12 protein-coding genes and 1 pseudogene are annotated in these 11,903 nt (G+C 43.5%); 8 read left to right on the plus strand and 5 right to left on the minus strand.

The genetic code is table 11. From position 1 onward, the window contains the following. Positions 1-29: 29 nt before the first annotated feature. Positions 30-650: a DUF1454 family protein gene (locus tag WDV74_RS16090; RefSeq protein WP_338883792.1), complete on the plus strand. Its 621-nt coding sequence runs from the start codon at positions 30-32 to the stop codon at positions 648-650. Positions 651-794: 144 nt separating this feature from the next. After that, positions 795-1,562, plus strand: coding sequence for a triose-phosphate isomerase (gene tpiA, locus WDV74_RS16095; RefSeq protein ID WP_338883794.1), 768 nt, complete (start codon positions 795-797; stop codon positions 1,560-1,562). Between the two features lie 71 nt (positions 1,563-1,633). Here tpiA and WDV74_RS16100 read toward each other — a convergent pair whose 3' ends face one another. The 5 genes and pseudogenes from WDV74_RS16100 to WDV74_RS16120 form a co-directional block, all read right to left on the minus strand. Further along, complete coding sequence (locus tag WDV74_RS16100; RefSeq protein ID WP_338883796.1) at positions 1,634-2,635, minus strand: sulfate ABC transporter substrate-binding protein; 1,002 nt, start codon at positions 2,633-2,635, stop codon at positions 1,634-1,636. Between the two features lie 206 nt (positions 2,636-2,841). Then, positions 2,842-3,819 (minus strand): 6-phosphofructokinase, encoded by a 978-nt coding sequence (gene pfkA / locus WDV74_RS16105; RefSeq protein ID WP_338883798.1) that lies wholly within the window; start codon positions 3,817-3,819, stop codon positions 2,842-2,844. Positions 3,820-3,976: 157 nt separating this feature from the next. Further along, positions 3,977-4,876, minus strand: a complete 900-nt coding sequence (fieF, locus tag WDV74_RS16110; protein ID WP_338883800.1) for a CDF family cation-efflux transporter FieF — start codon at positions 4,874-4,876, stop codon at positions 3,977-3,979. Positions 4,877-4,907: 31 nt separating this feature from the next. After that, positions 4,908-5,063, minus strand: a pseudogene (locus tag WDV74_RS16115) (phosphatidate cytidylyltransferase); the annotation flags it as partial. Positions 5,064-5,391: 328 nt separating this feature from the next. Continuing rightward, a complete protein-coding gene (locus WDV74_RS16120) occupies positions 5,392-5,898 on the minus strand; it encodes a Spy/CpxP family protein refolding chaperone (protein ID WP_338883802.1) in 507 nt (168 codons plus the stop codon). 152 nt (positions 5,899-6,050) lie between these two features. Here WDV74_RS16120 and cpxR point away from each other — a divergent pair, with 152 nt between their 5' ends. The 6 genes from cpxR (at position 6,051) to rfbC (ending at position 11,888) form a co-directional block, all read left to right on the plus strand. Then, positions 6,051-6,743: an envelope stress response regulator transcription factor CpxR gene (gene cpxR, locus WDV74_RS16125; protein ID WP_338883804.1), complete on the plus strand. Its 693-nt coding sequence runs from the start codon at positions 6,051-6,053 to the stop codon at positions 6,741-6,743. Then, on the plus strand, positions 6,740-8,116 hold the full coding sequence (gene cpxA / locus WDV74_RS16130) for an envelope stress sensor histidine kinase CpxA (protein WP_338883806.1): 1,377 nt from the start codon (positions 6,740-6,742) through the stop codon (positions 8,114-8,116). Before cpxR ends, cpxA begins: the two co-directional genes overlap by 4 nt. 306 nt (positions 8,117-8,422) lie before the next feature. Next, positions 8,423-9,508: a dTDP-glucose 4,6-dehydratase gene (gene rfbB / locus WDV74_RS16135; RefSeq protein ID WP_338883808.1), complete on the plus strand. Its 1,086-nt coding sequence runs from the start codon at positions 8,423-8,425 to the stop codon at positions 9,506-9,508. Further along, the gene (gene rfbD / locus WDV74_RS16140) at positions 9,508-10,407 is read left to right on the plus strand and encodes a dTDP-4-dehydrorhamnose reductase (RefSeq protein ID WP_338883810.1); all 900 of its coding nucleotides are present in this window, start codon (positions 9,508-9,510) and stop codon (positions 10,405-10,407) included. Before rfbB ends, rfbD begins: the two co-directional genes overlap by 1 nt. Before the next feature lie 56 nt (positions 10,408-10,463). Beyond that, positions 10,464-11,342, plus strand: coding sequence for a glucose-1-phosphate thymidylyltransferase RfbA (gene rfbA / locus WDV74_RS16145; protein WP_338883811.1), 879 nt, complete (start codon positions 10,464-10,466; stop codon positions 11,340-11,342). 3 nt (positions 11,343-11,345) lie between these two features. Then, on the plus strand, positions 11,346-11,888 hold the full coding sequence (rfbC, locus tag WDV74_RS16150; protein ID WP_338883812.1) for a dTDP-4-dehydrorhamnose 3,5-epimerase: 543 nt from the start codon (positions 11,346-11,348) through the stop codon (positions 11,886-11,888). The last annotated feature ends 15 nt before the right edge of the window (positions 11,889-11,903 follow it).

The raw sequence follows: 11,903 nt of genomic DNA on the forward strand, positions 1-11,903 counted from the left end.
TCCAGGATTTAACTCAGTGAGTAATTAAAATGAAAACAGGCATAAATAAACTTCTGGTGACAATTTTAATCGCTTTTAGCATCGGTTTACCATTCTCAGCCTCTGCCGATGAGTCTTCAGTCACACCAGAAATAAACTCACCGTTAATGTATCTGCTGCCAGATTCCCCTACTTTCGAAGACACCATCCCTGTCTTTCGGGAGAAATTCAACAAAAAACACCCGGATATTCCCCTATATGAATATCGGGTGATTGCAAGCACAGATATTTCTCAACCTTTCATCCGCGCCGCCAGTAAAATCAATGACAAAATTTACTCTTCAGCGGTACTGGAACGAGGCAGCGAAAAAATTAAAAGTCTGCAAATTACCTTGCTGCCATCACAAAATAAACGAGAAGATGAACAAAACCGTATATTGGCAAAGCAATATATCACAGCCCTGATCAGCCAATTCGAACCGACCTTTTCTCCTGAACAAGCCGAAATTCAATTGGAAAGGCTTTTGCAGACAGCAGAAAACCGCCCTGCTTTCAGTCAAAAAATGGGAGCAATGCGTTATATCATCGTAAACAGCAGCGAAAATATAATGACCTTCGCAATTGAACCGATTAAGCTATCGTTATCTGACACAGCAGCAAATGAAAATTAGTGACACAACGCAGAGCTATTCGCGTTGATGATCTTTATACTGTCGGGATTCCACTTACAGGGAATGACATCACCATAATGTCATTCAAAGAAAGAATATTCATTCAGTTCGCAATTTGATTATTTTCTGGTTGGAGGGAAAAATATGCGACATCCATTAGTTATGGGTAACTGGAAATTAAATGGCAGTACCCACATGGTTAACGACCTGATTGCAGGCCTACGTAAAGAACTGAGCAACGTTGACGGCTGTGACGTCGCTATCGCACCACCAACAGTTTATGTTTCTCTGGCAAAAAATGCCCTGGCTGGTAGCCGTATCGCTCTGGGTGCACAAGATACTGGCGTCAATCTTTCTGGTGCCTTTACGGGCGAAACCTCCGCAGAAATGCTGAAAGACGTCGGGGCAAAATATATCATTATCGGCCACTCTGAACGCCGCACTTACCACAAAGAGAGCGACGAATTCATCGCGAAGAAATTCGCAATCCTGAAAGAGCAAGGTTTGATCCCTGTCCTGTGCATTGGCGAAACTGAACAAGAAAATGAAGCCGGTCAGACTGAAGCTGTTTGCGCGCGACAAATCGATGCCGTTCTGAACACGCTGGGCGCGGAAGCATTCAAAGATACGGTGATTGCTTATGAGCCAGTTTGGGCAATCGGCACAGGCAAATCCGCTACACCTGCTCAGGCTCAGGCCGTCCATAAATTTATCCGTGACCATATCGCCAAACAGGATGCAGCTATCGCTGAACAGGTCATTATTCAATATGGCGGCTCAGTTAACGCCAGCAATGCAGCAGAGCTATTCACCCAACCAGATATCGACGGTGCTCTGGTCGGTGGCGCATCACTGAAAGCTGATGCCTTTGCTGTTATCGTAAAAGCCGCAGCAGAAGCGAAAAAAGCGTAAGTTTTTAATTAAGACAGAACCGCCACGCAGTATCACTTGTGGCGGTTTTCTATCCCAAATGAGTTCAATGATTAACGCCGGATAATGTCGTCAAATGTTCCGCCTGTGGCAAAATGTTCTTTCTGAGCGTTCTCCCAACCACCAAAAACCTCATCAATCGTAAAAAGCTTCAAATCAGGAAAAACCGCGTGGTATTTTTCTGCAATTGCTTTATCACGAGGACGATAATAGTTCCTGGCGGCAATCTCCTGCCCAGCCGGAGAATAAAGATATTTCAGATATGCTGTTGCCAGCTCACGCGTTCCTCGCTTATCAACCACCTTATCGACAACAGAAACCGTTGGCTCTGCCAGAATAGAAATGCTCGGCGTCACAATTTCAAACTTGCCTTTGTCCAACGCATTAATTGCCAGTAACGCTTCGTTTTCCCAGGCAATCAATACATCACCAATTCCGCGCTCCACAAACGTATTCGTTGCACCGCGTGCGCCGGAATCCAGCACTTCAACATTTTTATAAAGCGCTTTCACGAATTCTTTAGCTTTAGCCTGATCTTGGTTGTTATGCGCCAGACCATATCCCCAAGCAGCCAGATAATTCCAACGTGCTCCGCCGGAAGTTTTCGGATTTGGCGTAACCACCGCAACATCTGGACGAATTAAATCCGACCAATCCTTTATCTGTTTAGGGTTTCCTTTTCTCACTAAAAAGACAATGGTTGATGTATAAGGTGCTGAATTATCTGGCAGGCGCTGAATCCAATTCTTATCAATGCGCCCATGCTCTGCAATGGCATTCACATCATAAGCCAGTGCCAGCGTCACAACATCCGCCTGAAGACCATTAATAACAGAAGTTGCCTGCTTGCCTGAACCGCCATGTGATTGGCGGATTTTTACATCATCCCCCGTTTTGTTATGCCAGTATTCGCGGAATGCCTCATCATACTGCTGATAAAATTCACGTGTCGGATCATAGGAGACATTCAATAATTGCTGCTCTTTTGCCCATGCACCGTTAGTTACCGCCAGCGCCGCCAAGAATAACGCCGATACCACATACTCTTTTGCCATTGCCCATCTTGAGCCTCTATTTATACCCCTTGCATCCACGATAATATTTCCCCTAAGTTATTATGATTTCTCTATAAAAACTGACAGAAAGCGTTATGACGCAGAAATAATTTTAAATTTCTGCTTATGCATAAGAAGAATATGAGGAACGAGACAGCCAGAGCATATGGCTGTCTCCGCAAGAGGATCTGACAGGTAAGAAAGGATTAGTAGAGTTTCTTCGCGGTTTCCAGCCACTCTTTCTTAAAGACACGCTGCATATTTTGCACCGCATCAATGATATCATGATGAACAAGTTTCTCGTTCTGGATACCAACACAACGACCACCGTGACCTTCCAGCAGTAGTTGAACAGAGTATGCCCCCATACGGGAAGCAAGAATGCGGTCATAAGCGACAGGCGCACCACCACGCTGGATATGTCCTAATACCGTCGCACGGGTTTCATGGTGGGTTTCTGTCTCAATATATCTCGCCAGCTCCGCGACATCACAAACATGCTCAGTTATAGCAACAATCGCGTGACGCTTGCCTCGTTGAATTCCAGCTTTAATTTCAGCCAGCAATTCCTCACGGTCGAACGGAACTTCACTTTCAGGCAGAACAATAAATTCGCATCCACCCGCGATTGCCGCTGATAAGGTTAAATCACCACAATAACGTCCCATCACTTCAACAATCGAAATTCGTTTGTGGGAAGTTGATGTATCGCGCAAACGGTCAATCGCTTCAACCACCGTTTCCAACGCCGTGAAATAACCAATGGTGTAATCTGTGCCCGCAACATCGTTGTCAATCGTTCCAGGCAAACCAATACAAGGGAAACCTGCTTCGGTCAGCTTTTTCGCCCCCAAATAAGATCCATCCCCTCCAATCACCACCAACGCATCGATTCCATTTTTGCGCATGTTTTCAATGGCAGTTTCCCGAACCTTATCATCCCTGAACTCTGGGAAGCGGGCTGATCCCAAAAACGTACCACCGCGGTTAATCATGTCGGAAACACTAAAGCGATCAAGCTTCTTCATGCGGTTTTCATACAACCCCAGATAGCCATCATAAATACCATAGACTTCCAACCCTTCGGTTAAAGCGGCACGAACAACACCACGAATAGCGGCGTTCATGCCAGGCGCATCACCGCCACTCGTTAAGACTCCAATTCTTTTAATCTTGTTGATCATGATGACCTCTGACTTGTAGATATAATATTTGAGAAACCTGATTGTCACTGCATTAGCTGAATTGATTCAACTCTAACTATAATACGGAAAAACACCCAGTCTGCATCAAGATTATGTCTGTTTTTTGATGTTCTTTTGATTATGAATAAATTCCCCTTCAATCCCAGCGGTTTTTATGCTCTTCAGACACGACAGAGCAGGGATCTTGGTGAATAATAATATCGGCATCTGGGAATCTACTCCGCAATTTATTTTCAATCCCATCGGCTAGAGCATGCGCTTGCACCAAGGACAAATTGTCATCTATCTCCAGATGGAACTGGATAAAACGCGTTGAGCCTGATTGACGAGTCCGCAGATCATGCCCACCAGCTATACCCGGATAATTTTGAATGATCTCAATAATCTCCTGTCGCTCTTCATCTGGCAAGGCGCGATCAAGCAAAGACTGTACAGCATCATAGCCCATCCGTAACGCACTATAGAGGATATAGGCTCCAATACCCAAAGCAAAGAGTGCATCTGCGCGTTTAAAACCATACAGACTCAAAAACAACGCCAGCAAAATCGCCCCATTCATCAACAGATCGGACTTATAATGCAGCATATCCGCGCGGATTGCCTGACTTTGCGTTTTACTGATCACCCATTTCTGGAACGTAACTAAACATAACGTGGAAACCAAAGCAATGACGATTACCCATATACCTATCGCCGCATGTTCCAATGGCTCGGGGGAATATAGATGCTGGAAGCCTGTCAAAAACAAGAAAATTGCCGAACCGGAAATAAACATACTTTGCGCCAAAGCCGCCAGCGATTCAGCCTTACCGTGTCCAAAAGCATGTTCGTCATCAGCAGGTTGAAGTGAATAGCGCACAACAAAAAAATTCGTCAAGGAAGCAGCCAAATCGACCAATGAATCCACTAACGCTGCCAATAAACTCACCGAACCCGTCAACCACCAGACAAAAATTTTCACGATTAACAACACACTAGCCAGAACCGTTGCCGCCAACGCAGCAGAACTGACCCATCGCCCATAATTTATACTCATTGACTACCGCCTTTCGGTTCTTCAGTCACTCTCAAGTATAAAAATAGCGTGTGAAATGGAAAAATATAGGCGCAGAGAGGCAAAGTGAGTCGCTTCACTCCAACTCCCCACCATGGCTTTCAATTATTCCACTGAACTCCCTCACTCCACTATCTCGTTTAATCGCCGACTTGCATAATCTACCAACTGTATCAGGGTGATTACTAACGACGAACAGCACAGACATAAGATCCCTCCACCAACAGAGCTATGTCATGAGCTATCGTCAATATGCTTTGTCAGACTACGGTTTTACATGTTAAATGATTTCAACGTCTCGACTATTACTATCCGGTTTTTGGTTTTCGGCAGCAGTACACTTTGAGAGTTCATTTTCTTACTGATAATTAAGGTAAAAAAAAAAGCCCCTCACAGGGGCTGAAAGACAGGGATGGTGTCTATGGCAAGGAAAACCGTTGTTAATGCTACTATGTAGCAAAAGTATAGGAATCAAGAGTAGTAACAAAAAAATTAATTCACTTTTCGAGCTTCACATTCGTTTGTTTTAAACAATTTTTTAATAGCCCTTTCTGCTCTGGTGTTAAAAGTTGATAAATCTGATTGCTAATGCGTGCAATTTCTACACCCAAGGCAACATTCTTTTCAGCTATTTTTTCGAGCTGCGAGCGAACCTCAGCTTCATCAAAATCCTCTGTTGCCAAAAGCGCACGCAACTTTCGATGTTCAGCTCGCATATCAAGCTGCGGCTGTTCATACTGATGCTGCTTTTTGACTAAATTCCACATCTGCTCACGTTGATGCTCAGTTAACGCTATTCCACCGAAGATATAACTATAGTTATATTGACCATCTTGGTGATGATTAAATCCCCTCTTATACCCATATGGCATACAATATGGATGTGTGGAGGAAGGACTAACACTAACCTCAGGAATATGATCCGTATCAGCAGTTTTAGCTAAAGCCTCCGCTGTTCCGAGAACAACCATTGACGCTAAAGCCAATATTGCTATGTTACGCATTAAATTTCCTCGCTTTCTCGAACAGCAGCATTCGATTCAGTGTGGATAACTATAAACCTGCGGCTGCAAACTAGCGTCAGAGCATGTAAAAGAACGTAAAGTCATGGAATAGCGAAGTTTGTTATCGTATTTTGCTCTTGGAGGAAGAATTAATGCATAAAATCTTATTAGTTGATGATGACCGCGAACTGACATCGCTATTAAAAGAATTGCTCGAGATGGAAGGATTCAATGTTGTAATCGCCCACGATGGCGAACAGGCTTTACAATACATCGATTCTTCAATTGACCTATTGTTGCTGGACATCATGATGCCGCGCAAGAACGGCATTGAGACGCTGAAAGAGTTACGGCAATACCACCAGACCCCTGTTATCATGTTAACGGCTCGTGGTAGCGATTTAGACCGTGTTTTGGGATTAGAGTTAGGAGCAGATGACTATCTCCCCAAACCGTTTAACGATCGCGAACTGGTCGCCCGCATACGTGCCATTTTACGCCGTTCCAACTGGAGTGAACAACAAGCTGATATTGGGACACCTATACTGGAGATCGATAAACTACAACTCAACCCAGGACGTCAGGAAGCCAGTTTTGATGGTGTCATTTTGGATCTCACTGGCACAGAATTCACTCTGCTTTATTTATTAGCACAACATTTGGGACAAGTCGTTTCCCGTGAACATTTAAGCCAAGAAGTATTGGGAAAACGTTTAACGCCTTTTGATCGAGCTATTGATATGCATATTTCGAATCTACGCCGTAAATTACCCAACAGAACTGATGAACTACCATGGTTTAAGACATTACGCGGCCGTGGATACTTAATGGTTTCTGCAAAATGATCAACAGCTTGACAGCCCGTATATTTGCAATTTTTTGGTTCACGCTTGCACTTGTCCTGATGATAGCTTTAATGGCTCCCAAACTGGACTCACGGCAGTTAACACCTCTTTTAGATAGCGAATATCAGTTAGGGGAAAAACTGGCAAAACAAGTAGAAGAAGAATTAATGCACGACTCTGGGAATGATCTATTCTGGTGGTTACGTCTAGATCGTGCTATTGCTTTGTGGACTCCTCCTGGACAACGTCTAATCCTCGTCTCCAGTGAGGGGCTGATTAGTGACATTAATACTCCCCCCCATCAACAACAAGTTATCCGCAACTTTATCGGTCAATCCGATAACGCTGATCACCCTAAAAAGAAAAAATATGGCCGTTCGGAAATACTCGGCCCCTTTTCTGTCCGTGATAGAGAAGATCATTACCATCTCTACATCATTAGGCCAGCGGGCAGTCCACAATCAGATTTTATTAATTTGATGTTTGACCGGCCATTTTTACTGCCCGCAGCCACCATGTTAATCAGCGCTCCACTACTCTTATGGCTATCATGGAGCCTGGCAAAACCCGCTCGTAAACTCAAAAACGCAGCCGATGACGTCGCGAAAGGAAACTTACGACAACACCCTGAACTGGAATCCGGACCACAAGAATTTTTAGCTACCGGCAGTAGTTTTAACCAAATGATTAGTGCACTAGAAAGGATGGTCACCGCCCAACAACGTCTGATTTCCGATATCTCCCATGAGCTGCGCACGCCGCTTACCCGTTTACAGCTAGCGACTGCCTTATTACGCCGCCGTCATGGTGAAAGTAAAGAGCTGGAGCGTATCGAAACAGAAACCCAACGTTTAGATGGTATGATTAATGACTTACTAGTACTTTCCCGCAATCAACATAAAAACGAGTTACTGCGCGAAAATATCAAAGCCTACGATATATGGTCTGACATTCTGGAAAATGCAAAATTCGAAGCTGAGCAGATGAGTAAAACTCTCGACATCGTCTCACCTCCCGGAAACTGGATAATTTACTGCAACCCCGCAGCACTCGGCAGCGCACTAGAAAACATCGTCCGCAATGCATTACGTTACTCTAGCAACCATATTGCTGTTGCATTTAAGGCAGATAACCAAGGCGTAACAATTACCGTTGATGATGACGGCCCAGGAGTCAGCCCAGAAGACCGAGAACATATCTTCCGACCGTTTTATCGAACAGATGAGGCACGGGATAGAGAATCTGGTGGAACTGGATTAGGGTTGGCGATAGTTGAAACGGCAGTGAATCAGCATCGAGGTTGGGTGAAAGCAGAAGATAGCCCTTTAGGAGGATTACGGTTGATAATTTGGTTGCCATTGCATGGAAGATAAACAGGCTTTCGCCTTGAAATTTAGCTAGTTACAAAATGTAACAATTAAAGAAAAAAAGTTATTATACTTGACCTCAAAGCGTCGAGGGACTAATCTCGTCGCTGCTTAACATAACTCATAGATATGTTAATTTTTGTTAATATAAAAAATCCTTTTATATTAAATGGATAAGTCAAATTGTTACATATAAAGGTACTCTGGGAACCGTAACCTAGTGCGGTAGCTTTAATTACATATAACAATTTATATTCCATAAACTTCCTTTCTAATTTCTATCAATCCTAAAATCAACTAAAAATCTCAAAAATGAAAATTCTGGTTACTGGCGGAGCAGGTTTTATTGGTTCTGCATTAATTCGATATATTATCAACTACACTAATAATAGCGTTATAAATGTTGATAAGCTTACTTATGCAGGCAATTTGGAATCACTCAAAGAAATTGACGGTAATCCACGTTATTCCTTTGAAAAAGCAGATATTTGTGATCGAAATAGGTTAGATAATATATTAGAACAATACCAACCTGATGCAGTGATGCATTTGGCTGCAGAAAGTCACGTCGATCGCTCCATCACCGGACCTGCAGCATTTATTGAAACCAACATCATTGGCACTTATGTACTGCTAGAAGCCACACGCAAATATTGGTCTTCACTTGATAGTGAGAAAAAAAGCGCTTTCCGCTTTCATCATATTTCTACTGATGAAGTCTATGGCGACTTACTGCACCCTGATGAGGTGCTCAATAAAACGGAACTTCCCCTGTTTACTGAAACAACTGCCTATGCTCCAAGTAGCCCTTACTCCGCATCAAAAGCATCCAGCGATCACTTAGTACGTGCCTGGATGCGCACCTATGGCCTGCCAACAATCATCACGAATTGTTCTAACAATTATGGCCCGTATCACTTTCCGGAAAAATTAATCCCGTTAGTGATACTGAACGCTCTGGAAGGTAAACCACTGCCAATATATGGCAAAGGCGATCAAATTCGGGACTGGTTGTATGTGGAAGATCACGCTCGTGCGTTATATGCCGTTCTGAGAGAAGGTAAAACAGGTGAGACATACAATATCGGTGGTCACAACGAGAAGAAGAATCTCGATGTGGTGCATACGATTTGCGATTTACTGGATGAAATCGTACCAAAGGGTTCGTCATATCGCGAGCAAATCATCTATGTTGCCGATCGACCGGGGCATGACCGCCGCTATGCCATTGATGCAGAAAAAATTAGTTGTGAGTTAAGATGGAAACCGCAAGAGACATTCGAGAGCGGTATTCGTAAAACGGTGGAATGGTATCTGGCAAATACTCAATGGGTGGAGAATGTAAAAAGCGGCGTCTACCAAACTTGGATTGAGCAGAATTATGAAGGACGTCAATAATGAATATTCTTCTGTTTGGCAAGACCGGACAAGTCGGCTGGGAATTACAACGAGCTTTGGCTCCACTTGGTAATCTGATTGCGCTTGATGTCCATTCAAAAAGTTATTGTGGTGATTTTAGTGACCCTGCAGGTGTTGCTGAAACCGTTCATAAAATTCGGCCGGATGTCATTGTAAACGCAGCGGCCCATACTGCTGTTGATAAAGCCGAATCAGAACCTGAATTCGCCCAGGTACTCAATGCATCCAGCGTTGAAGCAATTGCTAGAGCGGCAGCAGAAATAGGGGCTTGGGTTGTTCACTTCTCTACCGACTATGTATTTCCTGGTACTGGAGATGCACCATGGAGGGAAATTGATGCTACTGCCCCTCTGAACGTCTATGGGGAAACCAAATTAGCTGGTGAAAAAGCGTTGCAGAATAACTGCGAAAAACATCTGATCTTCCGCACCAGTTGGGTATATGCTGGCAAAGGGAACAATTTCGCGAAAACTATGCTTCGTCTAGCGAAAGAGCGTTCAGAACTCTCGGTGATTAACGATCAATTTGGTGCGCCTACGGGAGCTGAATTATTAGCAGATTGCACCGCACATGCCATTAGAATTGCCATAAAAAATCCAAATGTGGCGGGTTTGTACCATCTTGTTGCTGGTGGTACAACTACTTGGTACGACTTTGCTGCACTTGTCTTTGACGAGGCGAGAAATGCAGGTATTGAACTTGCACTGACCAAACTCAATGCCGTACCAACCAGTGTCTACCCGACTCCGGCACGCCGCCCGAACAACTCTCGTCTGAATACAGAAAAATTCCAACGTAATTTTGACCTCGTTCTTCCTCAATGGGAGACGGGTGTTAAGCGTATGCTGAACGAGTTGTTTACGACAACAACAATCTGATAATAATAATGATATTAATACCCAATTGGGCATTTTGTGCATAAAGAGATAATGAAATGAAAACGCGTAAAGGCATTATTTTAGCTGGCGGATCCGGCACCCGTCTTTATCCAGTAACTATGGCAGTAAGTAAGCAACTGCTGCCAATATATGACAAGCCAATGATTTATTATCCGTTGTCTACACTCATGCTAGCAGGAATCCGAGATATTCTTATTATCAGCACAACGCAAGATACGCCGCGTTTTGAACAACTCCTAGGGGACGGTAGTCAGTGGGGACTCAATCTGCAGTATAAAGTGCAACCTAGTCCCGACGGTTTAGCGCAAGCATTTATCATCGGTGAAGAATTTATTGGTAACGATGATTGTGCCCTAGTCCTCGGTGACAATATTTTTTATGGTCACGATCTACCGAAGTTGATGGATAACGCTGTTAACCAGGAAAGTGGTGCTACTGTATTTGCATATCACGTCAACGATCCTGAGCGCTATGGTGTCGTTGAGTTTGATAAAACCGGCACTGCTATCAGCCTCGAAGAAAAACCGATCGAGCCAAAGAGTAACTATGCGGTTACCGGGCTTTATTTCTATGACAACGATGTTGTAGAAATGGCTAAGAGTCTGAAACCTTCTGCACGCGGTGAACTGGAAATAACAGATATTAACCGAATCTATATGGAGCAGGGGCGTTTATCTGTAGCCATGATGGGGCGAGGCTATGCCTGGCTGGATACAGGAACTCACCAGAGCCTGATTGAAGCCAGTAACTTTATCGCGACGATTGAAGAACGCCAAGGCTTGAAGGTGTCTTGTCCGGAAGAAATTGCGTATCGCAACGATTTCATAGATGCTGAACAGGCTAAGAAATTAGCCGAACCACTGAAAAAAAATGCCTATGGGCAGTATCTGCTGAAAATGATTAAAGGTTATTAAGAAATGAACATAGTTAAGACCGATATACCTGACGTATTGATTTTTGAACCAAAAGTTTTTTGTGACGATCGTGGCTTTTTCTTTGAAAGTTTCAGCCAGAAAATCTTTGAAGAGGCTGTAGGGCGGAAGGTTGAGTTTGTTCAGGATAACCATTCTAAATCCTGCAAGGGTGTGCTTCGAGGTCTGCATTACCAGTTGGCCCCGTATGCCCAAGGGAAATTAGTTCGTTGCGTAGTTGGTGAAGTATTTGATGTTGCGGTCGATATTCGTAAATCTTCGCCGACATTTGGAAAATGGGTAGGTGTAAATTTATCTGCTGAAAACAAACGTCAGTTGTGGATTCCTGAAGGCTTTGCACATGGTTTTCTGGTTTTGAGTGAAACAGCAGAATTTATTTATAAGACTACAAACTTTTATTTTCACACGCATGAAAAAAGTATCGTATGGAATGATGATATTATCAATATATCATGGCCAAATAATGAGCGCATAATTCTTTCAGAGAAAGATAAAAATGCACCACTATTTAATGATACGGTACTATAATAATCATTATTGGAT

The sequence above is a fragment of the Xenorhabdus sp. TH1 genome, from assembly GCF_037260955.1.
In the GTDB taxonomy this organism is placed as follows: Bacteria; Pseudomonadota; Gammaproteobacteria; order Enterobacterales; family Enterobacteriaceae; genus Xenorhabdus; species Xenorhabdus griffiniae.

Bases quoted from the DNA above. Each gene is read 5' to 3' on its own strand.
- WDV74_RS16090 (WP_338883792.1), top strand. From the start codon at position 30: ATGAAAACAGGCATAAATAAACTTCTGGTGACAATTTTAATCGCTTTT.
- tpiA (WP_338883794.1), top strand. From the start codon at position 795: ATGCGACATCCATTAGTTATGGGTAACTGGAAATTAAATGGCAGTACC.
- WDV74_RS16100 (WP_338883796.1), bottom strand. From the start codon at position 2,635: ATGGCAAAAGAGTATGTGGTATCGGCGTTATTCTTGGCGGCGCTGGCG.
- pfkA (WP_338883798.1), bottom strand. From the start codon at position 3,819: ATGATCAACAAGATTAAAAGAATTGGAGTCTTAACGAGTGGCGGTGAT.
- fieF (WP_338883800.1), bottom strand. From the start codon at position 4,876: ATGAGTATAAATTATGGGCGATGGGTCAGTTCTGCTGCGTTGGCGGCA.
- WDV74_RS16120 (WP_338883802.1), bottom strand. From the start codon at position 5,898: ATGCGTAACATAGCAATATTGGCTTTAGCGTCAATGGTTGTTCTCGGA.
- cpxR (WP_338883804.1), top strand. From the start codon at position 6,051: ATGCATAAAATCTTATTAGTTGATGATGACCGCGAACTGACATCGCTA.
- cpxA (WP_338883806.1), top strand. From the start codon at position 6,740: ATGATCAACAGCTTGACAGCCCGTATATTTGCAATTTTTTGGTTCACG.
- rfbB (WP_338883808.1), top strand. From the start codon at position 8,423: ATGAAAATTCTGGTTACTGGCGGAGCAGGTTTTATTGGTTCTGCATTA.
- rfbD (WP_338883810.1), top strand. From the start codon at position 9,508: ATGAATATTCTTCTGTTTGGCAAGACCGGACAAGTCGGCTGGGAATTA.
- rfbA (WP_338883811.1), top strand. From the start codon at position 10,464: ATGAAAACGCGTAAAGGCATTATTTTAGCTGGCGGATCCGGCACCCGT.
- rfbC (WP_338883812.1), top strand. From the start codon at position 11,346: ATGAACATAGTTAAGACCGATATACCTGACGTATTGATTTTTGAACCA.